The organism is Streptomyces sp. NPDC057623 (genome assembly GCF_042800355.1).
GTDB lineage: Bacteria > Actinomycetota > Actinomycetes > Streptomycetales > Streptomycetaceae > Streptomyces.
Window position 1 is genome coordinate 17177 of sequence record NZ_JBHVGZ010000053.1, and the last position, 21438, is coordinate 38614.

The window sequence follows — 21438 nt, forward strand, 5'->3', positions numbered from 1 at the left end:
GAGGGTCTCCCTGGGAACGTCCCCGTGCGAAGGGAACGTCCCCGTGCGAACGTCCCCCCGGGAACGATGAGGGCGTACCTAGAACTCCGGATCCCCGAACGCCAGCGCGTCCAGATCGCCGTCGAAGTCCTCCCCCAGACCCGGCACGCCCAGGAACATCCGCTCCAGCGCGTCCGGCGCCTGCTCGCCCCGTACCGCGTCCGGCGTCGGCTGTACGGCCTGTTCCGTCCAGATGCACTTGCCCGTCGGCGTGTACCGCGTCCCCCACCGCTGCGACAGCGCGGTGACCAGCTGGAGCCCGCGGCCGCCCTCGTCCGTCTCCGTCGCCCGGCGTATCCGCGGCATGGTCAGGCTGCCGTCGAAGACCTCGCAGATCAGGGTGGCGCCGTGCAGGAGCCGGAGTCGGAGGGGGCCCTTGGCGTGGCGGATGACGTTGCCGACGAGTTCGCTGGCCAGGAGTTCGGTGGTGGGGGTGAGGGCCTCCAGGTCCCAGTCCGCGAGCTGCTTGCGGATCAGGCTGCGGGCCTGGCCGGCTGCCCTGGGGTCCTTGGGGAGGGGCCAGGAGGCCATGCGGGAGGCGGGCAGCGCGTGCAGACGGGCCAGCAGGAAGGCCGCGTCGTCCGCCGCGTGGTGGCCGGCGGGGAGGAGGGCGGAGGTGACCCGCTCGCAGAGGTGCTCCAGGTCCGCCGCCGTGCCGTCCGCGTGCGCGGTGCGCAGGATGTCGGCGAGTTCCGCCATGCCCTCGTCCATCTCGCGCTTGGACGACTCCACCAGACCGTCGGTGTACAGCGCCAGCACGCTGCCCTCGGGTACCGCGATCTCCGTCGTCTCGAAGGGGGGCTCCGCCGCGCCGAGCGGCGGGTCGGCCGGCAGGGGCGGGAACACCACCGTGCCGTCGGGGTGCAGCAGGGCCGGCGGTGGGTGACCCGCCCTGGATATGGAGCAGACGCGGGTCGTGGAGTCGTACAGCGCGTACAGACACGTCACGTACGACTCCTCGCCCATGGCGCCGACGATGTCGTTGAGGTGGCTCATGATCTCGTCGGGGGGCAGTTCGAGATCGGCCAGGGTGTGGACGGCGGTGCGCAGCCGGCCCATCGTCGCCGCCTCGGGCAGGCCGTGGCCCATGACGTCGCCGACGACCAGGGCGACCTGGCCGCCCGACAGCGGGATGATGTCGTACCAGTCGCCGCCCACGTCCATGCCCTGGCCGGCCGGAAGGTAGCGGGCGGCGGCCGTGCAGGCGGGGAGGGCGGGCAGATCGCGGGGGAGCAGGCTGCGCTGGAGCTCGCGGGACCGGGTGTGCTCGGCGTCGAAGAGGCGGGCCCGTTCCAGCGCCTGGGCGACCAGGGCACTGGTCGCGGTCAGGAGGGTGCGCTCCTCGTCGGTGAGGCGGCGCGGGTGGTCGAAGGAGATCGCGCAGATGCCGAAGGTGTGCCCCGAGGCGGTCAGCGGGAGCAGCGCCCAGGCCTGCTTGCCGGCGCGGGCGGGCAGGTCGGCCAGCTCTGGGTAGCGGGCGGCGAACTCCCGCGGGGAGGACAGGAACAGCGGCGTCCCGGCGATGATCGCGTCCCACAGCGGGCTGGGTTCCGTACGCTCACGGCCGTCGAGAATCGCGAGGATGTCCGGCGGGTAGCCGACGGACCCGACGGTGTGCAGCCGGTCGCCCTCCACGGCCTGCACCACCAGGCCGGTCGCCTCGAACGGCGGCAACACCCGGCGGGCGACCGCGTCCACCACGTCCTTCGAGGTCGTCGCCTTGGCCAGCGCGGCCGTCAACTCCGCTATCCGCGCCGCGCGTTCGGTCGCGGCACGCTCGGCGCACCGGCGTTCCTCCTCCAGCCGCCGCTTCTCGGTGACGTCGGTGAAGTAGATGGTGCGGCCGTCGGGGCCCGGGACCAGCCGCAGATGGCACAGGCGGCCGTTCGGCAGCCGTACGTCGAAGCTGATCGACTTCTCCGCGGCGGCGGCCTGCCGGCAGCGGATCTCCAGGCCGGGCACCTGCTCGGCGGCGGGCAGGTCCCACAGCAGCCGGCCGAACAGCTCCTCCTCGGAGAAGCCCAGGGTGCGTTCGGCCTCCACGTTGGCGAAGGTGATCCGCCAGTCGTCGTCCATGGCGAGGAAGCCGTCGCTCATGTGCCGCAGGGCACGGCCGAGCGCGTCACGGGCGGAACGCGGCTCGTTGCTGTCCCAGCCGACTCCTATCATCCGGTGGGGCTCGCCGCTGTCGTCGTACGTCGCTCTGCCGCGGGCCTGCGTCCAGCCCCAGCTGCCGTCCAGCTTGCGCACCCGGTACTCGGCCTCGAACACGCCGTGTTCCAGGATCGCCCGGTCCACCAGCGCCAGCGTCGGCGCCAGGTCGTCGGGGTGGACGCACCTCATCCAGTTCTCGACCAGGGCGGTGTAGTCCTCCGGCCGGGTGCCGTACAGCTCCAGCGCCGCCTCGTCCCAGAGCAGCTCGCCGGTCTGGATGTTCCAGTCCCAGGAGCCGACGCTGACCTCCTTCAGCGCCTGGCGCAGACGTTCGCTGTTCTGCTCCGGCTGCACGGGCCGGGAGGGGCCGGCCGTCGGCGGGGCCTGGACCATGCGTTCCTCGGTCCAGGCGACCACGGCGCGCAGGAACTCCCAGTGCTCGGGGCCCGGTTCGCCCCGGTCGCCCATCAGGACGCTGAGGGCGCCGGTGCTGCGCCTGCCCCGGTACATCGGCAGGGCGGCGAGACCGGTGCCGGGCCAGGCGGCGCTCGGGCAGTCGACCGTGGGGCCGGTCACGGAGCCGGTCGAGGAGCCGGTCGAGGAGCCGAGCGGCAGGCCGAGCGATGAGCTGGTCGGCGAGCCGGTCGGATCGCCGGCCGGGCGGTGGACCGAGGGGTTGGCCGGGCGGTGGACCGTGGGCCCGGTCGGGCGGTGCACCTTGGAGGCGTGCGAGGAGGGGACCGGAGGTCCGGCCGGAGAGCCGTACGGAGAGCCAGGCCGAGGTACGGACGGAGAGCCAGGCCGAGGCCCGGCCGGAGAGCCGGCCGGAGGTCCGGAAGGAGAGTCGCCCGCCTCCGTCGTGCCCAGCGGGACCCAGACCCCTCCCCCCTCGTGCAGCGCGCGAGCCGGGGCCAGGGGCCCCTCCTGGTCGATGATCTCCCAGCTGCGGGTGAGGGCCGGCGGCAGACCGGCCGTCGACACCAGGCGCAGCGCGGACATCGGGCCACGCAGATGGATCATGCCGCCCAGCGCACCCAGCTCGCCCACCGCGTGCTGCAGGGCCAGCCGGAAGACCTCGCTTTCCGCGACACCGGGGGCCACCGTGCCGAGCAGGGTCAGCCGAGCGTTCATGACCTGGACCCTACCGTTCCGCACTCAACCGAATCGATCGTTCGCAAGATCCTCACGCTCCGCCCCCGGGCGGTCGACACGACGTCAACAGCCAATATCTAACGTTGAGTTGACGTGCTCGGCTTAGCATCACCCGGGATCCCCCGACCCGCTGAGGAGTGTCATGGACATCGGCGTATTCATCCCCATCGGCAACAACGGCTGGCTCATATCGAAGAGTTCGCCCCAGTACCTGCCCAGCTTCGAGCTGAACAAGGCCATCGTGCAGAAGGCCGAGGAACACGGGCTCGACTTCGCACTGTCGATGATCAAGCTCAAGGGGTTCGGCGGCGACACCGAGTTCTGGGACCACTGCCTGGAGTCGTTCACGCTGATGGCGGGCCTGGCCGCGGTCACGGAGCGGATCAAGCTGTACGCCTCCACGCCGATCCTCGTCCTGCCGCCGGCGATCGTCGCCCGGATGGCCACGACGGTCGACTCGATCGCCCCCGGCCGCTTCGGCATCAACATCGTCACCGGCTGGGCGCCCGGCGAGTACTCCCAAATGGGCCTGTGGCCCGGCGACGAGCACTTCGGCAACCGCTACGACCGCGCCGTCGAGTACGTCACCGTCATGAAGGAGCTGTGGCGCGAGGGCGTCAGCAACTTCAAGGGCGAGTTCTACGAGATGGACGACTGCGTGCTGTCGCCGCGCCCGGCGGACGGGCACATCGACATCGTCGCCGCCGGTCAGAGCAACACCGGCATGCGGTTCGCGGCCGAGCACGCCGACTACAACTTCATCCTCGGCAGCGGCGTCAACACCCCGCTCGCGTTCGCCGACACCACGGCCACGCTCGTGGACGCGGCACGCGAGACCGGCCGGGACGTCGGAGCGCTCTCCCTGTTCATGGTCATCGCCGACGAGACCGACGAAGCCGCGCAGGCCAAGTGGCAGGACTACCACGACAACGCCGACCGGGCGGCCCTCGCCTACATGGCGGGCGAATCGGCCTCGGACACCACCGCCGACGACTCCTCGACCGCCCGCACCATCGTGCTGCCCGAGGGCGCGGTGAACTTCAACATGGGCACGCTGGTGGGGTCGTACGAGACCGTCGCGAAGATGCTCGACGAAATCGCGGAGGTCAACGGCACCAAGGGGATCATGCTGGTCTTCGACGACTTCCTGGCGGGCATCGAGAACTTCGGCACGCGCGTCCAGCCGCTGATGAAGAGCCGCCGGGGATGACCGGATTCCGGCACCAGGAGTCGCCGGAGGACGACTACGAGCGGGCCGGCCTGGGCGGGCACCTCGCCCCCGGCGCCTCCCCGGCCCTGCTCCTGGTGGATCCGGCCCGCGCGTACGTGGAGCCCGACTGCCCGCTCTACGCCGGGGTCGAACCGGCCGTGGAGGCGATGAGGGCGCTGCTGGCGACCGCCCGGCGCGCGCGGATTCCCGTGGTCGTCACGTGTGTGCGGTTCCGGTCCGACGGCCGCGACGGCGGGGTCTTCTTCCGTAAGGTGCCGACGCTGCGGGTGTTCGCCGAGGGCAGCCCGTACGGGGACTTCATCGAGGGACTCGCCCCGGCGCCGGACGAGTTGACCGTGACGAAGCAGTACCCGAGTGCCTTCTTCGGCACGGCACTGGCGGCCTCCCTCACCGCCCACCGCGTCGACACACTCCTCATCGGCGGCCTGACCACGAGCGGTTGCGTACGAGCCACCGCCCTGGACGCCATGCAGCACGGGTTCGTCCCGGTCGTCGTGGAGGAGGCGGTCGGCGACCGGGACCCGGGTGTGCACGCGGCGAACCTCTTCGACATCCGGCACAAGATCGGTGAGGTGTGGCCGATGGCCCGTGCGGAGGAGTACCTCGGAGTCGTACGGCGAGAACACCCGTGACGGCGGCGGTGGTCGTGGCGAACCCCCTGTGCCTGAGGGACAGCAGCTATACGACGGAGAGGACCGGCGCGGGGTACGCGGGGCGCTGGGGGGCGGTGCTGAAGACGTTGGCGGCGCTGGGGGCGATGGCGGCGATGGGTGCGATGGGGGTGAAGGGGGCGACGGGGGTGAAGGGGGCGACGGGGGCGCCGACGGGCAGGGCGCCGCGGGCCTGAGCCGGGGTCGTCCGAGCAGGGGTGGCCGTGGCCGCCTCCTTCTTCCGCTCGGCGAACACGAACACCCGCAGCACCAGGAACCGGCCGATACCGGCCAGCCCGGAGGCGGTGAGGTAGACGGCCTGCTCCCGGAGCAGCGTGGGAGAGGGCTGGACCGCGTGGAGTACGAGCATCGCGGCGGTCGTGGCCAGATAGGCGGCGACGGCCGACCCGGAGGACTGAAGGTGTTGCCGCAGTCCCGGGCGGCGTCCGGTGCCGAAGGTGAACAGGGCGTGCAGCTCGGTGCACAGAAGGGTGGAGGCAACGGTGATCAGCGCGTTCGCGAGCGCCCAGGGCATCGCGGTCGCCAGCAGCGGCACGGCTGCGCTGGAGAGGAGCCCGACACCGCCGCCGCACACCACGAACCGGACGAAGGAGGAGAGGGGGCCGGGCTTGGGGGTGCCGGGTGCCGACGAGCTTGCCTCCGATGGGTTCGCCACCGACGAGCCTGCCTCCGACGAGCTTGCCTCCGACGGGTTCGCCTCCGACGGGTTCGCCACCGACCGGCTCGGTATCGACCGGCTCGGTATCGACGGGCGCTGCGACTCCATGGCGGTTTCCTTCCGGGCGGCCTGTCCTCTGAGGGACTCAGCTCATCCCGGCGCGGCTTCAGCGGTGCCTCAGTCGGGCTTCAGCCGGTATCAACCGGGCTTCAGCCCGAGTCGACCGGTTCCAGCCGGGATCAACCGAGGCCAACGATTCCGTTGTCCGCCCGCGGAAACGATGGAGTGCGCTGGCGAACCGATGGTGGGGCAGGCTCCACCACGGGAGGGCGGCCATCCGGCCGGCGGGCGGTGCGAGCACGCCGTGGCAGGCCGTTCGTCAGGCCTTGTCCTGGTCGCGGAGTTCGTCGATGTACCCCTGCGCGAGGCCGGTCGTGCGGGTGAACCAGTCCGTGAGTACGGCGATCTCGTCGGCGGAGTAGTCGGCGAAGAGGTCGATCAGGCGGGCGTAGTAGGGGCCGTAGAGGGCCCCGACCCGGGTGACCGCGGACGGGACGGCGGCCACGCGGACGCGGCGCCGGTCGGCCGGGTCGGGGCGGCGGGTGACGAAGCCGGCGCGTTCCAGGCGGTTGAGGATGCCGGTCATCGCGCCGGTCGTGACGTGGGCGTGTTCCGCGAGGTCGCCCGCCGTGAGGAGGTTCTCGCCGGCCTTCAGGACGCAGCCGAAACAGAGCAGGTCGGTGATGTTCAGGCCCAGCCGCTGGGCCATCTCCTGCTGGCCGAGCAGGTGGGCCGCGATGAGGGAGTCCATCGCGTCCAGCGCCTGGGCCGGGGTGGCGGTGGGACGCGGCTTGGCTTGCATCTTTTCGGATTGCCTTAGCTCGTGAGAGATTTAGTCGCTAAACTTCTTACAGTGTGAGGGATTCCGGGACTCTCCGGCAAAGGGAGCGGGCACATGAGCCAGTATGACGAGGGACATACGGTCGCAGGATGGACCGGAACCGCGATCGCGACGATCGGTTCCGCCGTCGTGGGGGCGGGGATATGCATGGTCTCGGCGGGGTTGATCACCGGCGGCCTGGGCATCGTGGCGGTCAGCGTGCTCGTCACCTGGACCCTGCACCTCTCCGGCTGGGGCAAGCCTCCGGGCGTACGGCCGCGTGGGCAGTGGCGGATGGGGGCGCGTGACCTGAGCGCGCGGGACGGGCACGCGGAGTGCTGGTCGTGCCGGCTGGCGGGCCGGGGGCGGCTTGCGGCCGCGACGGCGTCCGAGGTCGTCCCGGTCGCCGGCGAGCAGGAGCCGGCTGTCGCTGAGGCACGCTGAGGTGCAGGGGGCGGGTGAGGCGCCGAATCACTGAAGCCGGTCCACTGGACGGGCGTTGTCAGTGCCTGCCTCTAGGCTCGAAGAGCGATGGCACAGGCGTGGAGATGCTCGGGGCTGCGGTGGTCGGCGGACGGCCCTGAGCTGGCATGGGACGGTGGTCGGCGCTCCGCGCTGACCTGGGGGAAGCGGGTGGCCTTCGGGGTCGCGGAAGGGGGCGTGCGGACATGCGTGGGGGCGCGGGGGCACGCGTGTCCGGTGCGGGCGACCGTGCCGGGGCGGAGTACGGGGGCGCGCTGCGAGGAGTGCGCGCGGCTGGACCGGGCGCACTCGGTGGCCGCGGACACCATCGCGGACGATCCGCGGCCGTACCACGTATATCTGGCCTGGTTCGGCCCCGGGATGACCAAGGTCGGCATCACCGCCCTTGAGCGCGGCCCGGCCCGGCTGCTGGAACAGGGGGCGGTCTGCTTCAGCTGGCTGGGCGTCGGCCCGCTGATGGCGGCACGGCGCACCGAGGAACTGCTCCGGGCCGCACTCCGAGTGCCGGACCGCGTTCCGTACGGCGACAAGCGGGCGGTGCGCTCCGCGCTGCCCGCGTCGGCGCCGGAGCGGGCGACGGAGGTAGCGGACCTGCACGCCCGCGCCGTGGCCCTCCCCGCCTGGCCGGAGTCACTCGCCCGTGAGCCCTGCCAACCCGTAGATCACGCCGGGGTGTTCGGACTCACGGACCTGCCTCCCGCGGTCGGGGCGGTGACCGAGCTTGTCCCGGGCGGGGTGGTGAGCGGGCGGTTGGTGGCGGCGGCGGGGCCGGATCTGCATGTGGAGACGGGCGGCGGGGTCGTTGTCGTCGATACGCGGCTGATGCGGGGGTGGGAGCTGGTTCCGGCCGCCGGTGACGAACTCTCCCTTCCCGTGCGGGCGTTCAGGCAGGAGCCGAGTGTGCAGGACGGGTTGTTCTGACCGGGCGTTCTCAGGAGCACCGCAGACCACCCACCACGCTGATCCGCCCGAGCAACCACCGTTCCCGATTTCCCAGCTCGGCCAACACTGGCCGAAACGCGGAGGATGGCATTCACCTGGCCTCGCCGAGTAGCGTGATCGTTTGTCTGTGCGATGAACGGTGAAGTGTGCGACGGGGGTTGACGTGAGCGCCAAAGTGAAGATCCTTGTCACTGCGCAGCATCAGGAAACTCTGGACCTCTGGCGCAGTTCGCTCCCTCCGTCGCCAGATATTCGATCCTTTCGCGAGGGGGAACCTTCGGAGCCGATCGATGCGCTTGTCATGTCGGGTGGCTGGGCATTCGATTGTTACGGAGGCCGACCAAACCGGGAGGAAGCTCAGGTACTCCCCAACGCAAGGGCGGATGGACTTCCGGACTGGGTCATCGTCCCTCCCTTCCGGCCTGTGTGGAGCAGGGAGGGGGCGTTGAGATCCGTGACGACTTCAAGAATGTGAGCTCCGCTTATTACGCTGTCATCAAGTCGCTTGAAGCGGCTGAGCTAGAATTCGGCACCTCCTGCACGATCGCTTTGGATCTCTTAGCCGGGGACTTCGGCGGCTACGTGGAGACCGGCTACTGGCGTGAGGCCGCCGCCCGCGTCCTGCGCCAGCGTGCGTTGGGCAACACCGTGATCAGTTCGGAGGGCGTCACCAGGACGACCCCCGTTCCCGCAGCCGAGACCGAGACCCATGTCAAGGGCGTCCAGCACCTCATCGGCCGGATCACCCGCTACGAGGCTCGCATGCGAGCCGACGGCATCCTCGGTGACGGCCAGTACGTCACCTCTGCCGACGCCTGGGACCTCGGCCGGGCCTCCTGCATGGCCCGCTGGGGTCTGAGCACGCGACACGGCACCCTGCCGGAAGCCGAGGCCGCCGTCATCGAGGCCGGGCACCTCGCGGCCCGCTGCTACGAGTCCTGGCAGGACTTCTCCGCCGGCTTCATCCTCGGTCGCTGCCTTGCAGTTCGACAACGAGAAGTTCGGCAGTTGGTACGAGGAGATGGTCACCGTCCACCGAATCCTGATGGCCGACCCAGGTAGCCCCTGGCTCAACATTCCCTTCCGGTAGGCAGGCGGACCTGAAGAGGCCAGCACGGTAAAGAGCTGGATCCCTCCGGGATCCCTTTCGGCAAGGAACGTGGACGCCGCGTGGCACCGGAGCCGACCGTAGGTGACATGACGAATCACCGCATTGTGCCTGTCGTCCCTGTTCCGGCTCACGAGCCTCCGTACTACGTCGTCGTGTTCACCTCTGTACGCACCGAGGGCGACGGCGGATACGGCGCGACCGCCCGGCGCATGGGCGAGCTGGTCAAGGAGATCCCCGGGTTCCTCGGCGAGGACTCCGCCCGCGCCCCAGGCGGTCTCTCGATCACCGTCGCCTACTTCAGGGACCTCGCCGGCATCGAGCAGTGGCGCGATCATGCGGAGCACCGGGCGGCCAAGGCACACGGGCGGGCGCACTGGTATGAGCGGTACTCACTGCATATCGCCAGGGTCGAGCACAGCAGTGGGTTTGAGCGGGAGGCCGCATCGGACAGCCCGGCTGTGTGAGGCGCGGCCCTCGCCGAGGGTGCCTCAGCTGTGCTGTGAGGCCACGTGAAGGAAGGCCGGCCAGGCGCTGGTCCTGACTCGGAGTGTCGGCCCGTCGGTGTCCTTGGAGTCTCGGACGGCGACGGTGCCGGGGACGTTGCGGGCAACTTCGACGCACTCGCCGTTGCCGCTGCTGTAACTGGACTTCACGAACTTGAAGTACGGCACGGCTCACAGCTCCTTCAGGAAGGCTGTCCAGGCTTCCGGCGCTATCCGGAGTATCGCCCCGCCTGTGTCCTTGGAGTCTCGGACGGCGACGGTGGCGTGTACGTTGCGGGCGACTTCGACGCATTCCTGGCCCGCGTCTCCGCCGCTGTAGCTGGACTTGACGAACTCGAACTCGGTCACCGGGCCTACAACTCCTTGCGGATGGTTTCGATCAGGTCGAGGGCATTGCGCTCCGCGAGGCCGATCCGGGCGATGCGGTCGAAGATCCGGCCGTGCCGGGAAGCGTCCTCCTCGCTCTCCAACCAGAGCGTAGAGGAGGGTACGTCCATGTGTACGACATCCAGAGCGCCAGGTTCAGCGAATGAGACAACGCTGAAAGACCCGATCATGCCCGGGTTCGCACCCGCCAGCCACGGAACCACTTGCACCTTCACTGTGTCCAACCGTGCAAGCTCTAGTAGATGTCCCAACTGCTCTCGCATCACGTCGCGCCCGCCAACGAGTTGGCGCAGCGCCCCCTCGTGCACTACGGCCCAGAGCTCCAACGGTCTCTCTGACCGCAGCCGTGTCTGTCGGGCCAGCCTCGCCTCGACGAACGGTTCGATATCACTCGGGTCGTCCCACGAACCGGCCCCGACTGCCACGGCCCGTGCATAGTCGGGGGTCTGCAACAAGCCAGGAACGAAGGCGAGTTGCCACGTACGGATGCTGGTAGCGATGTCCTCCAAGGCGACGTATTCGACCATGGCCGGCAATTGCGGGTACTGGTTCCACCACCCGTGAGCCTTACGCCGCTCACGGTCCGTCCACGCCAGGGTCAGCAGCCTGCGGATAGCCGGCCCATCGGTCTCGCCGTACAGGTGACACAGAGCGCGAATGTCCGGATCCCGAATCGGCACCAGACCCCGCTCCATCTTGGCGACTTTGGCCACTGACGCCGACAACGCCTCGGCCGCGTGCGCCTGCCGCATCCCGCGCGCCTCGCGCATACGCAGCAGCTCACCACCCAGTCGGCGCGCCAGCACAGTCGACACGGACACGCCGCGATCAGGGTTCCTGCCTGCCATCTGTGCGTCCCTCCCGCTGAGTTGGTCACAGTCTGTGTGGTCTCCGCACTGTGAGCAAGCAAGTTCGAGTAGAAATTTATGGCATCACACTTCATGGCCTCTGGTTCTGATGGCTACTGTCGGCATCTGGATGCTCACTCAGCGGCACGGGTTGGCGGAAGTGCACCGTGCTGCCCGCACGGCGAAGCCACCCCACCCCCCGACCTCAGCCCACCGGAGGACCCCCATGACCGACTCCTGCCCTCCCGGAATCCCCACCCCCAAGGCCAAGTCCTACGACCGCTACGACACCGCCAGCTACGCCCCGTACCCCCGCAACATCCCCCTCGCCCGCAGACACGTCGCCCAACTCGCCGTCGACTGGGGCCAGCAGGGCGTCGCCGACGACATCGCCCTACTGGCAAGCGAGTTGTGCACGAACGCCTTACTGCACGGCTGCCTACGGGACCGTCTGTTCCGTGTCGAGACGTCCCTCACCGGCAAGGCGATCCGCGTCGCCGTCACCGACCCGAGAGGCGAACGGCTCCCGACCAGCCGTATCGCTGACCCCGACGAACAGTTCGGGCGCGGACTCCTCCTCGTCCATACCTACGCCGACCGGTGGGCGGTCGAGAAGCTCACCGTGGGCAAGACCGTCTGGGTGGAACTCGACCTCCCGAGGAGCCTTGATGCGTAGCGTGCTGAGCCGCCTCAGGAGATGCCGTGCGGGTACCTTGGCCGCACGGCGAAGGGAGACGCGGATGGCAGGCGAGTGGCAGAACGCGGTGGCCGAGGCCCGGCAAGCCACCGGGTTCACGGGGGGTGTCGTCCAGCGCACCGTCGGCAGCATCGGAGCCGCCCTGCGCCTCGATCGCCGCGCCGACTTCTACAGCGAGCTGGGCGCTCTGGCGGACTCCGGCGGTTTCGAGGCGTTCCTCAACCACTGGTGGACTCAGGCACTCGCCGACGCCGCTCCCGACGGCGAGGCGCGCGAGCAGGCGATCGACTTCGCCGACGTGGCCGTCTCTCTGTTTGCGCGAGCCGTCGGCGGTCCGACTTCCACCCCGTCCGAGATCGACGCCATCGTCACCGGAGTCGAGGCCTGTTGAGCTACACGATCATCTGGGAACGGGCGGCCTCCGAAGGTCTGAAGCGACTGCGGGCCCGTGACGGCGGCGCGGTGAAACCCCTTGTCAAGGCGATCAACTCGCTCGCCCTCAACCCCGAACCCGACACGAGCAACAAGCTCGGCACCACCAACCTGAGGCGGCCGCGCGTCGGTGTCTACCGAGCAACGTACGAGATCGATGGCGGAACCGTCGCGATCAAGATCCTCATGGTCGGCAGTACAGCGGTCTGATGGAGAGCGCTGGAGGGACCCACGCCGCAGTCGAATACCCAGCCATTCCCTGAGAGCCTCCTGTGAGTTTCTCAGGAAAATCACAGGTTTCGGAAAGCGTGTTCTCAGAGGACCCCGACATCGTGTTCACCATGACCACGACCTCGCCCCAGGGGCGCACCGAACTGCTGAGGCCGGACGGGAGCCCCGTCCGAGTGCTTGTGGTGGACGACGAGCTGTCGATCACCGAACTTCTGTCCATGGCCCTTCGCTATGAGGGCTGGCAGATCCGGAGTGCCGGTGACGGCACCGGTGCGGTGCAGACCGCGCGTGAGTTCCGGCCCGACGCCGTCGTCCTGGACATGATGCTGCCGGACATGGACGGGCTGACCGTCCTCGGGCGGCTGCGCCGCGACCTGCCGGACGTGCCGGTGCTGTTCCTGACGGCCAAGGACGCGGTCGAGGACCGTATCGCCGGGCTCACCGCGGGCGGGGACGACTACGTCACCAAGCCGTTCAGCCTGGAGGAGGTCGTGGCGCGGCTGCGCGGGCTCATCCGGCGTTCCGGTGCCGCCGACCGGCGGTCCGAATCCGTGCTGGTCGTCGGGGACCTCACCCTGGACGAGGACAGCCACGAGGTGTCGCGGGCCGGGGAGAACATCCATCTCACCGCCACCGAGTTCGAGCTGCTGCGGTTCCTGATGCGCAATCCGCGACGCGTGCTCAGCAAGGCCCAGATACTCGACCGGGTCTGGTCGTACGACTTCGGCGGGCAGGCCAACGTGGTCGAGCTGTACATCTCCTATCTGCGCCGGAAGATCGACGCCGGTCGCGAGCCGATGATCCACACCCGGCGCGGTGCCGGCTACCTGATCAAGCCCGCCGCGTCATGAGCGGGCGACGACGACCGCGTACGCAGAAGAGACGAGCGGGTCAGCCGCGCACCCTGCGGGCGCGGCTCGTCGTCGCGTCCCTGGTACTGATCGCCGTGGTGTGTGCGGTGATCGGTACGGTGACGACGCTGGCGCTGCGGTCCCATCTGTACGAACAACTGGGCACCCAGCTCAGCGAGATCGGCGATCGGGCCGCCGGGAAGCCTCCGGGCGCCGACCCCGACAAGAACGACCCCGACAAGAACGATACGCCGGGCAAGTCCGCCCAGAGCTTCAACCTGGGTGAGTTCGCCGAGCGCGCGGGCGGTCCGGGGTCGTCCGGAACCGTCATCGCTCTCGTCCAGAACCGCGTCATCACCGAGGCCAAGGTCGCCCAGAACTCGGACGACACCACCGCCAACCCCTTCGGGATGAAGGCCGTCGATCTCACCGAAGCCCAGCAGACGGCGCTCAACACGGTAGCCCAGGACAACAAGCAGCACACCGTCGAACTGGGCAGCCTCGGCGAGTACCGCGTCCAGTACCGGACCAGCCCCGACGGCACCCGCAGCTACTACGTCGCCATCCCCACCAAGGACGTCAGCAGCACACTCAACACCCTGATGATCATCGAAGCCAGCGTCACCGCCGCCGCCCTCGTGGCCGCCGGCATCGCAGGCACCGTCATCGTCGGCGTGGCCACCCGCCCCCTCCGCCGCGTCGCTGCCACCGCCACCCGGGTCTCCGAACTCCCCCTCCACACCGGCGAGGTCAACCTCAGCGAACGTGTCCCCGAGCGCGAGACCGACCCGCACACCGAGGTCGGCCAGGTCGGTGCCGCGCTGAACCGGATGCTGGACCATGTCCACGCCGCCCTGCACTCGCGCCAGCAGAGCGAGATGCGGGTACGGCAGTTCGTGGCCGACGCCAGTCATGAGCTGCGTACGCCCCTCGCCTCCATCCGCGGGTACGCCGAGCTGACCAGACGCGGCAGGGAGGACGTCGGGCCCGACACCCGGCACGCGCTCGGTCGTATCGAGTCCGAGGCCGGACGTATGACCCTCCTCGTCGAGGATCTGCTGCTGCTCGCCCGGCTCGACGCCGGCCGCCCCCTCCAGTTCGAGCAGACCGACCTGATCCCGCTGGTCGTCGACACCATCAGCGACGCCCGCGCGGCCGGCATGGACCACAACTGGCGTCTCGACCTGCCCGACGAGCCCGCGCTCGTGTCGGCGGACGCGGCCCGGCTGCAACAGGTCCTCGTCAATCTGCTGGGCAACGCCCGCAACCACACCCCGCCCGGTACGACGGTCACAGCGCGTGTTCAGCGGCGGGGCCCCTGGATGTGCGTGGACGTGGAGGACAACGGCCAGGGCATCCCGCCCGAACTGCTTCCGCACGTCTTCGAACGGTTCGCGCGGGGCGACTCCTCGCGTTCCCGTGCCTCCGGTTCGACCGGCCTCGGCCTGGCCATCGTGCAGGCCGTGGCGGCCGCGCACGACGGTGCCGTGACCGTCGACAGCGTGCCCGGACGCACCGTTTTCACGGTGCATCTGCCGGCGCTGCCCGCGCAGCCGAGCCCCGAAATGAGCTGGCAACAGCACTCACAGGCACAGCACAGCGTCACCACATGGGTGGAACAGGGCGCCTGACAAAAGTCGGTGTCATGCGAACCGACTCTTCTCCCGGCACCCTGCCGGCGCGGGAGCACCTCCCGGCCGGCGACGCCGGTACGCCTGTCCTGGACGTAGTGATCCCCGTCTACAACGAGGAGAAGGACCTCCAGCCGTGTGTGCTGAGACTGCATGATCACCTCAAGCGCACGTTCCCGTACGCGTTCCGCATCACGATCGCGGACAACGCGTCGACGGACACCACCCCCCAGGTGTCGCGGCGGCTGGAGGCGGAGCTTGCGGAGGTCAAGTCCTTCCGGCTGGAGCAGAAGGGCCGCGGCCGGGCGCTGCGGACCGTCTGGTCCGCCTCGGACGCCCCGATCCTCGCCTACATGGACGTGGACCTGTCCACCGACCTCAACGCCCTGCTCCCCCTAGTGGCGCCGCTGATCTCCGGCCACTCGGACCTCGCGATCGGCTCCCGGCTGGCCCGTAGCTCACGGGTGGTGCGCGGGCCCAAGCGGGAGTTCATCAGCCGGGCCTACAACCTCATCCTGCGCGGCTCGCTCCAGGCCCGCTTCTCCGACGCCCAGTGCGGCTTCAAGGCGATCCGGCGCGATGTCGCCCAGGTGCTGCTGCCGCTGGTCGAGGACACCGGCTGGTTCTTCGACACCGAGATGCTCGTCCTCGCCGAGCGGGCCGGGCTCCGTATCCACGAAGTCCCCGTCGACTGGGTCGACGACCCCAACTCGACGGTGCACATCGTGAAGACGGCGACCGAGGACCTCAAGGGCGTGTGGCGGGTCGGCAGGGCGCTGGCCACCGGTTCGCTCTCGCTGGACCGGCTCGCCCGCCCCTTCGGCGACGACCCGCGCGACCGCGAGATCCAGGACGTGCCCAAGGGGCTGGCCCGCCAGCTCGTCGGATTCTGCGTCGTCGGCGCCCTGTCCACCCTGTTCTATCTGCTGATGTACAGCGGCTTCCGTGTTTTCACCGGCTCCCAGGTCGCCAACGCGCTCGCCCTGCTGGTCTCCGCGATCGCCAACACGGCGGCCAACCGGCGCCTCACCTTCGGAGTGCGCGGTCGCGGCGGCGCCGTACGGCACCAGGCGCAGGGCCTGGTCGTCTTCGGTATCGGCCTCGCCCTGACCAGCGGTTCGCTGGCCGCCCTGAACGCGGCCAGCAGCGATCCCGCGCACTCCACCGAACTCGCGGTCCTCATCGCCGCCAACCTCGCGGCGACCGTGCTGCGCTTCCTGCTCTTCCGGGCGTGGGTGTTCCCGGACCAACGCGACACCGACTCGATGGTGGTCGCCTCGCACCACCCGGAACACGCCCCGGTCCCCACCCCGTCCTCGCGGACCTGCTCCACGGCGACCCTGGCGCAGACCGGTCACCACGGCCCGCTCCCGCAGCGCCCGGTCGCGCACCGCGCGCCCCAGTACTCGTACGAAACCGCACAGTTCCGCGCCGGTGAAGCCGCGGACGGCACCTGGCGGGACGCCACCATGCAGCTGCAGCCGGTGCGCCCGCACGACACCGACTCGAGGGACTCCCGATGACCGTCCACTACGACCAGACGACGACGCCCGACAGAGACTCGGGTCCCGACACCTGGGGCCCGCCGGCGACAACCGCGCCCACGTCAACCGCGCCCACGACAACCGCGTCCGCGGCCACCCCGGCGCCCGACGCCGGCGAACCCGAGCAGCCCTTCGTGCGACGGCTGTGGCGCGGTCGCCCCGAGGACCCGCGCTGGGCCCGCCCGGCCTTCCTCGGCCTCCTCCTCGCCACCCTCGCGCTCTACGTCTACAACCTGAGCGCCTCCGGCTACGCCAACTCCTTCTACTCGGCGGCCGTCCAGGCCGGCAGCCAGTCCTGGAAGGCGTTCTTCTTCGGCTCGCTGGACGCGGCGAACGCCATCACCGTCGACAAGCCCCCGGCCTCCCTGTGGCCGATGGCCCTCTCGGTGCGCCTCTTCGGCCTGCACTCCTGGGCGATCCTGCTCCCCGAGGTCCTCATGGGCGTCGGCACGGTCGCCGTGGTCTACGCGGCCGTACGCCGCCGGTTCAGCCCCGCGGCCGGCTTGGTCTCGGGCGCGGTGCTGGCGCTCACGCCCGTCGCGGCGCTGATGTTCCGGTTCAACAACCCGGACGCCATGCTGGCCCTGCTGATGGCCGTGGCCTGCTACTTCGTCATCCGGGGCCTGGAGGACGGCCGTACCAGGTGGCTGGTGTGGGCCGGTGCCGCGATCGGCTTCGCGTTCCTCGCCAAGACCCTCCAGGCCTTCCTGATCCTGCCGCCGCTCGCGCTCGTGTACGCGGTCTGCGCTCCGGTTTCGGTGAAGAAGCGCATCGGCCAGCTGGCCGCGGGGCTGGCGGCGATCGTCGTCTCCGGCGGCTGGTGGGTCGCGATCGTCGAGCTGTGGCCCGCCTCCTCCCGCCCGTACATCGGCGGCTCGCAGAACAACTCCTTCCTTGAACTGACCTTCGGCTACAACGGCCTGGGCCGGCTCAACGGCGACGAGACCGGCAGCGTCGGCGGTGGCGGCGGGGGCGGCAACGGCGGCGGCAACTGGGGCGAGACCGGCTGGGACCGCCTGTTCAGCTCCAGCATCGGCGGCCAGATCTCCTGGCTGATCCCGGCCGCACTGATCCTGCTGGTCGCGGCCCTGGTGGCGACGGGCAAGGCACGCCGGACGTCGGTCACGCGCGGTTCGTTCCTGGTCTGGGGCGGCGCGCTGGTCACGACCATGCTGGTCTTCAGCTACATGCAGGGCATCTTCCACGAGTACTACACCGTCGCCCTCGCCCCCTACATCGCCCCGCTGATCGGCATGGGCGCGGCGCTGCTCTGGGAGAAGCGGGACAAGGCGTGGGCGTCGCTCACCCTGGCCGGCGCGATGACGGCCACCGCGGTCTGGGGCTACGTCCTGCTCAACCGCTCCTCCGACTACCTGCCCTGGCTGAAGTGGGTCGTCCTGGTCGGCGGTCTGGCCGCCGCGCTGGGCCTGATCTTCGCCTCCAAGCTGGGACGTCAACTGACCATGGGCGTCGTGGGGTTGGGCCTCACCGCCGCACTGGCCGGCCCGGCCGCGTACACCCTCACCACGCTGAACGAGGGCCACACCGGCTCGATCGTCACGGCCGGTCCCGCCGTCTCGGGCGGCCGGGGTGGCCCCGGCGGTGGCGGCGGCCCGGGTGGTGGCGGTGGCTTCGGCGGCGGTATGCCGGGCCAGCAGGGCCAGAACAACCAGCAGGGCGGCCAGAACCAGCAGAACGGCAACGGCAACACCAACGGCAACGGCTTCCCCGGCGGCATGCCCGGCCAGCAGGGCCAGCAGAACGGCAATGGCAACACCCAGAACCAGCAGGGCCAGGGCCAGAACCAGCAGGGCAACCAGCAGGGCGGCATGCCCGGCGGTGGCCAGATGGGTGAAGGCGGCATGGGCGGCGGTGGCGGCGTCGGCGGTCTGCTCAACGGCGCCAGCGTCAGTGACGAGGCCAAGGAGCTGCTGGAGAAGAACGCGGGTGACTACACCTGGGCGGCCGCGGCCATCGGCGCGCAGAACGCCGCGAGCTACCAGCTCTCCACCGGCGACCCGGTGATGGCGATCGGCGGCTTCAACGGCACCGACCCGTCCCCGACGCTGGCCGAGTTCAAGAAGTACGTGGCGGACGGCAAGATCCACTACTTCATCTCCAGCGGCTCCGGCGGCGGGATGGGCGGCAGCAGCAGCGGCACGTCCTCGCAGATCAGCGAGTGGGTCGAGGCCAACTTCAAGCAGGTGACGGTCGGTTCGGCGACGTTCTACGACCTGACGCAGAAGGCGAGCAGCTGACGTAGCCGGAGAAAGAGGGCGGTGGCCGTGTGTGGCCGCCGCCCTTTCTCGCAACTCCGTTGTACAGCGTATGGGAGATGTTCTACGGTGTAAGGCATGTCGACGTCCCCCCAGGAAAAGCCCCTGACCCCGGACCCGGACCCGGACCCGGCCCCGGGCCAGGACCCGGCCCCGGCCCAGGACGGCCACCCGCATCCGCAACGCTGGCTGATCCTCGGCGTCCTCTGCATCGCGGTGCTCACCGTGGTGCTCGACAACACCGTCCTCAACGTGGCCATCCCCTCGCTCACCCGGGAGCTGGACGCGGGCACCTCCGACATCCAGTGGATGATCAACGCCTACTCGCTCGTACAGTCCGGCCTCCTGCTCACCGCGGGCAGCGCCGCCGACCGCTACGGCCGTAAGAAGATGCTGGTCGCGGGCCTGGCACTGTTCGGTGTGGGCTCGCTCGTGGCCGGACTCGCCGACTCCACGGGCCAGTTGATCGCGGCACGCGCCGGAATGGGCGTCGGCGGCGCCCTGCTGATGACGACCGTCCTGGCCGTGGCGATCCAGATCTTCACGCCCGAGGAGCAGCCGAAGGCGATCGGTATCTGGGCCGCGGTGAACTCGCTCGGCTTCGCGGCCGGACCCCTCCTCGGCGGCTTCATGCTGAACCACTTCTGGTGGGGCGCCATCTTCCTGATCAACATTCCGGTCGCGGTGCTCGCGCTGGTGGCCGTCGTGGTGCTCGTCCCGGAGTCGAAGAACCCGCAGGGCGACCGGCCCGACCTGCTGGGCGCGGTGCTCTCCACGATCGGCATGGCCTCCCTGGTCTACGCGATCATCTCCGGGCCCGAGCACGGCTGGACGTCCGGCCGGGTCCTGGGGACGGCCACCGTGGCGATCGTCGTGCTGGCCGCCTTCGCGTACTGGGAGAGCCGGATCCCGTACCCCATGCTCGACCTGCACTTCTTCCGGAACCGGCAGTTCACGGGAGCCATCGCGGGAGGCGTGCTGATCACCTTCGGGATGGGCGGATCGCTCTTCCTGCTCACCCAGCACATGCAGTTCGTGCTCGGCTACGAGCCCCTGGAGGCCGGCCTGCGGACGGCTCCGCTCGCCCTGATGATCGTGGCGCTGAACTTCACCGGCGTGGCGACGAAGTGCGCGACCCGGCTGGGGACCCCGCTCGCCATCGGGCTGGGCATGGCGGTCATGGCCGGCGGTCTCGCCTCCATCGCCCTGATGCCCTCCGGCGAGTACACCGGCACGCTGCTGGGACTGGTGCTCATCGGTGCCGGGGCCGCGGTGGCGAGTCCGGCGATGTCCCACGCGATCATGAGTGCGATTCCGCCGGCGAAGGCGGGGGTCGGCGGGGGCATCAACGGCATGGTGGCGGAGCTCGGCACCGGGCTGGGCGTCGCCGTGCTCGGGGCGGTGCTCAACGCCCGCTTCGCCGCGCTGGTCACGGTCGCCGCGGTGTCCCTGCCGGGGGCGTTGGCCGCCGCGGGGTCGGATGCGGAGCGGGCACGGATCACGGACGCGTTCGCCTCCGGCCTGGAGACCAGTCAGTTGGTGGGGGCGGTGGCTGTGTTGCTCGGGGGGTTGGTCGCGATGGTGCTGCTGCGCAGGGCCGAGCGGGCAGGCGCCTAGGAGCCCGGGGTGCTGGGTAGTTGTGCGACTGCGGGCCTCGTTGTGGCTGGTCGCGCCCACGCGGCGGAGCCGCAAGTCAAGCGCCGTCCCGCGCCCCTTGGGTGGCGCTTAGCATGACCGGCATCAGAACGTCGAGGAAGGTGCGCCATGGCGAGGGCAGCACAGCGGGCTGCGCGGGCGAGCGTCTGGCTGGAGGGCAAGGAACGCCGAGGCGGACGCGGCGGGCAGCCCTCCGGGCTCGACCGGGACCGCATCACCGCGGCCACCGTCCGGTTGCTGGACGCCGAGGGGCTGGCCAAGTTCTCCATGCGGCGGCTGGCCGCCGAGCTGAACGTGACCGCGATGTCCGTCTACTGGTACGTCGACACCAAGGACGACCTCCTCGAACTCGCCCTCGACGCCGCGTTCGGCGAACTCGCGCTGCCCGATCCGGAGGCCGACGAGGACTGGCACGACCAGCTGCGCGCCCTGGCCCGCGGCTACCGCGACCTGCTGGTCCGCCACCCTTGGCTGTCGCCGCTGATCGGCACCTACGTCAACATCGGCCCGAACAGCCTGGAGTTCTCCCGCCTGGTGCAGCGGGTCATCCGCAAGACCGGCCTGCCCGCGCACGGCCTGGTGGCCGCCATCTCAGCCGTCTTCCAGTTCGTCTACGGCTTCGGCACGATGGAGGGCCACTTCATCACCCGCAGTGCCGCCTTCGGCATGACCCCGGACGACTACTTCCAGCACGCCCTGAGCACGGTGACCCAGGCCCCGGACACCGCCGACATCGTCCAGGAGTCCGCGGAACTCATGGAGGCCCGTGGCGGCAACACGGTCGAGGAAATGTGGCAACGGGACTTCGAGTTCGCCCTGGACCTGCTGATCGCCGGCATCGAGGCGATGGTGGCGCGCAGCGCCCCCTGAGGGAGCTCTCAGGCGCCACCCTCAACAAGCCGCGCTGGAAACCCGCCGGTGGCCACCGGTCCCCATGTCTCCGGCGTGACCCGGATGATCGATTTGCCCTGCTTCACCATCGCCTCCCGGGCCCCTTCCTTCTGCGTTCCTCGCGGTGCTTCGCAGGCTTCGGAGCGCTGCGCCGGACTCCGTCCGTCGAG

20 protein-coding genes and 2 pseudogenes are annotated in these 21438 nt (G+C 70.0%); 15 read left to right on the top strand and 7 right to left on the bottom strand.

Annotated features, from left to right (window positions below; translation table 11 throughout):
- Positions 1 to 78: 78 nt before the first annotated feature.
- Entirely contained in the window at positions 79 to 3324 is a 3246-nt protein-coding gene (locus tag ACFU95_RS36420; RefSeq protein WP_383837150.1) for a SpoIIE family protein phosphatase, read from the bottom strand.
- A 163-nt stretch (positions 3325 to 3487) separates the two neighbouring features.
- On the opposite strand from ACFU95_RS36420, the gene rutA reads away from it, so the two are divergent.
- A complete protein-coding gene (rutA, locus tag ACFU95_RS36425) occupies positions 3488 to 4555 on the top strand; it encodes a pyrimidine utilization protein A (protein WP_383837153.1) in 1068 nt (355 codons plus the stop codon).
- Positions 4552 to 5208 carry an isochorismatase family protein gene (locus ACFU95_RS36430; protein ID WP_383837156.1) on the top strand — a complete coding sequence of 219 codons (657 nt, stop codon included), beginning with the start codon at positions 4552 to 4554 and terminating at the stop codon, positions 5206 to 5208. The genes rutA and ACFU95_RS36430 overlap by 4 nt, the downstream gene beginning before the upstream one ends.
- Positions 5209 to 5428: 220 nt before the next feature.
- Here ACFU95_RS36430 and ACFU95_RS36435 read toward each other — a convergent pair.
- Together ACFU95_RS36435 and ACFU95_RS36440 are read right to left on the bottom strand one after the other, a co-directional pair.
- Positions 5429 to 5902: pseudogene (locus ACFU95_RS36435) on the bottom strand (GtrA family protein); the annotation flags it as partial.
- A gap of 382 nt (positions 5903 to 6284) precedes the next feature.
- Complete coding sequence (locus tag ACFU95_RS36440; RefSeq protein ID WP_383837159.1) at positions 6285 to 6767, bottom strand: MarR family winged helix-turn-helix transcriptional regulator; 483 nt, start codon at positions 6765 to 6767, stop codon at positions 6285 to 6287.
- Positions 6768 to 6860: 93 nt separating this feature from the next.
- Between ACFU95_RS36440 and ACFU95_RS36445 the strand changes: the two genes are divergently transcribed.
- The 4 genes from ACFU95_RS36445 (at position 6861) to ACFU95_RS36460 (ending at position 9785) form a co-directional block, all read left to right on the top strand.
- On the top strand, positions 6861 to 7229 hold the full coding sequence (locus ACFU95_RS36445; protein WP_383837162.1) for an HGxxPAAW family protein: 369 nt from the start codon (positions 6861 to 6863) through the stop codon (positions 7227 to 7229).
- Between the two features lie 87 nt (positions 7230 to 7316).
- Positions 7317 to 8189 (top strand): DUF2797 domain-containing protein, encoded by an 873-nt coding sequence (locus tag ACFU95_RS36450; protein ID WP_383837165.1) that lies wholly within the window; start codon positions 7317 to 7319, stop codon positions 8187 to 8189.
- Between the two features lie 570 nt (positions 8190 to 8759).
- The gene (locus tag ACFU95_RS36455; protein ID WP_383837168.1) at positions 8760 to 9272 is read left to right on the top strand and encodes a DUF1266 domain-containing protein; all 513 of its coding nucleotides are present in this window, start codon (positions 8760 to 8762) and stop codon (positions 9270 to 9272) included.
- A 201-nt stretch (positions 9273 to 9473) separates the two neighbouring features.
- Positions 9474 to 9785 carry an antibiotic biosynthesis monooxygenase family protein gene (locus tag ACFU95_RS36460; RefSeq protein ID WP_383837171.1) on the top strand — a complete coding sequence of 104 codons (312 nt, stop codon included), beginning with the start codon at positions 9474 to 9476 and terminating at the stop codon, positions 9783 to 9785.
- Positions 9786 to 9809: 24 nt separating this feature from the next.
- On the opposite strand, the gene ACFU95_RS36465 is transcribed toward ACFU95_RS36460, so the two are convergent.
- From ACFU95_RS36465 to ACFU95_RS36475, 3 genes are read right to left on the bottom strand one after another with little or no spacing between them, the layout of a single operon-like run.
- Complete coding sequence (locus tag ACFU95_RS36465) at positions 9810 to 9992, bottom strand: DUF397 domain-containing protein (protein WP_383837174.1); 183 nt, start codon at positions 9990 to 9992, stop codon at positions 9810 to 9812.
- Positions 9993 to 9995: 3 nt separating this feature from the next.
- Positions 9996 to 10172: a DUF397 domain-containing protein gene (locus ACFU95_RS36470; RefSeq protein ID WP_383837177.1), complete on the bottom strand. Its 177-nt coding sequence runs from the start codon at positions 10170 to 10172 to the stop codon at positions 9996 to 9998.
- A gap of 5 nt (positions 10173 to 10177) precedes the next feature.
- Positions 10178 to 11059: a helix-turn-helix domain-containing protein gene (locus ACFU95_RS36475; RefSeq protein WP_383837180.1), complete on the bottom strand. Its 882-nt coding sequence runs from the start codon at positions 11057 to 11059 to the stop codon at positions 10178 to 10180.
- A 226-nt stretch (positions 11060 to 11285) separates the two neighbouring features.
- Between ACFU95_RS36475 and ACFU95_RS36480 the strand changes: the two genes are divergently transcribed.
- From ACFU95_RS36480 to ACFU95_RS36520, 9 genes are all read left to right on the top strand, one after another.
- Positions 11286 to 11735: an ATP-binding protein gene (locus tag ACFU95_RS36480; protein WP_383837183.1), complete on the top strand. Its 450-nt coding sequence runs from the start codon at positions 11286 to 11288 to the stop codon at positions 11733 to 11735.
- A gap of 64 nt (positions 11736 to 11799) precedes the next feature.
- Positions 11800 to 12147 (top strand): hypothetical protein, encoded by a 348-nt coding sequence (locus ACFU95_RS36485; RefSeq protein WP_383837186.1) that lies wholly within the window; start codon positions 11800 to 11802, stop codon positions 12145 to 12147.
- On the top strand, positions 12144 to 12398 hold the full coding sequence (locus tag ACFU95_RS36490) for a type II toxin-antitoxin system RelE/ParE family toxin (RefSeq protein WP_383837189.1): 255 nt from the start codon (positions 12144 to 12146) through the stop codon (positions 12396 to 12398). The genes ACFU95_RS36485 and ACFU95_RS36490 overlap by 4 nt, the downstream gene beginning before the upstream one ends.
- Positions 12399 to 12529: 131 nt before the next feature.
- Positions 12530 to 13270: a response regulator transcription factor gene (locus ACFU95_RS36495; protein ID WP_383837192.1), complete on the top strand. Its 741-nt coding sequence runs from the start codon at positions 12530 to 12532 to the stop codon at positions 13268 to 13270.
- Positions 13267 to 14901: an ATP-binding protein gene (locus ACFU95_RS36500; protein WP_383837195.1), complete on the top strand. Its 1635-nt coding sequence runs from the start codon at positions 13267 to 13269 to the stop codon at positions 14899 to 14901. The genes ACFU95_RS36495 and ACFU95_RS36500 overlap by 4 nt, the downstream gene beginning before the upstream one ends.
- Positions 14902 to 14915: 14 nt before the next feature.
- Positions 14916 to 16424 (top strand): glycosyltransferase, encoded by a 1509-nt coding sequence (locus ACFU95_RS36505; protein WP_383837198.1) that lies wholly within the window; start codon positions 14916 to 14918, stop codon positions 16422 to 16424.
- Positions 16421 to 18703 carry an ArnT family glycosyltransferase gene (locus ACFU95_RS36510; protein ID WP_383837201.1) on the top strand — a complete coding sequence of 761 codons (2283 nt, stop codon included), beginning with the start codon at positions 16421 to 16423 and terminating at the stop codon, positions 18701 to 18703. Before ACFU95_RS36505 ends, ACFU95_RS36510 begins: the two co-directional genes overlap by 4 nt.
- A 96-nt stretch (positions 18704 to 18799) precedes the next feature.
- Complete coding sequence (locus ACFU95_RS36515; RefSeq protein WP_383837203.1) at positions 18800 to 20338, top strand: MFS transporter; 1539 nt, start codon at positions 18800 to 18802, stop codon at positions 20336 to 20338.
- A 147-nt stretch (positions 20339 to 20485) separates the two neighbouring features.
- The gene (locus ACFU95_RS36520) at positions 20486 to 21247 is read left to right on the top strand and encodes a TetR/AcrR family transcriptional regulator (protein ID WP_383837206.1); all 762 of its coding nucleotides are present in this window, start codon (positions 20486 to 20488) and stop codon (positions 21245 to 21247) included.
- Positions 21248 to 21255: 8 nt separating this feature from the next.
- On the opposite strand, the pseudogene ACFU95_RS36525 reads toward ACFU95_RS36520, so the two are convergent.
- A pseudogene (locus ACFU95_RS36525) lies at positions 21256 to 21438 on the bottom strand (hypothetical protein); the annotation flags it as partial.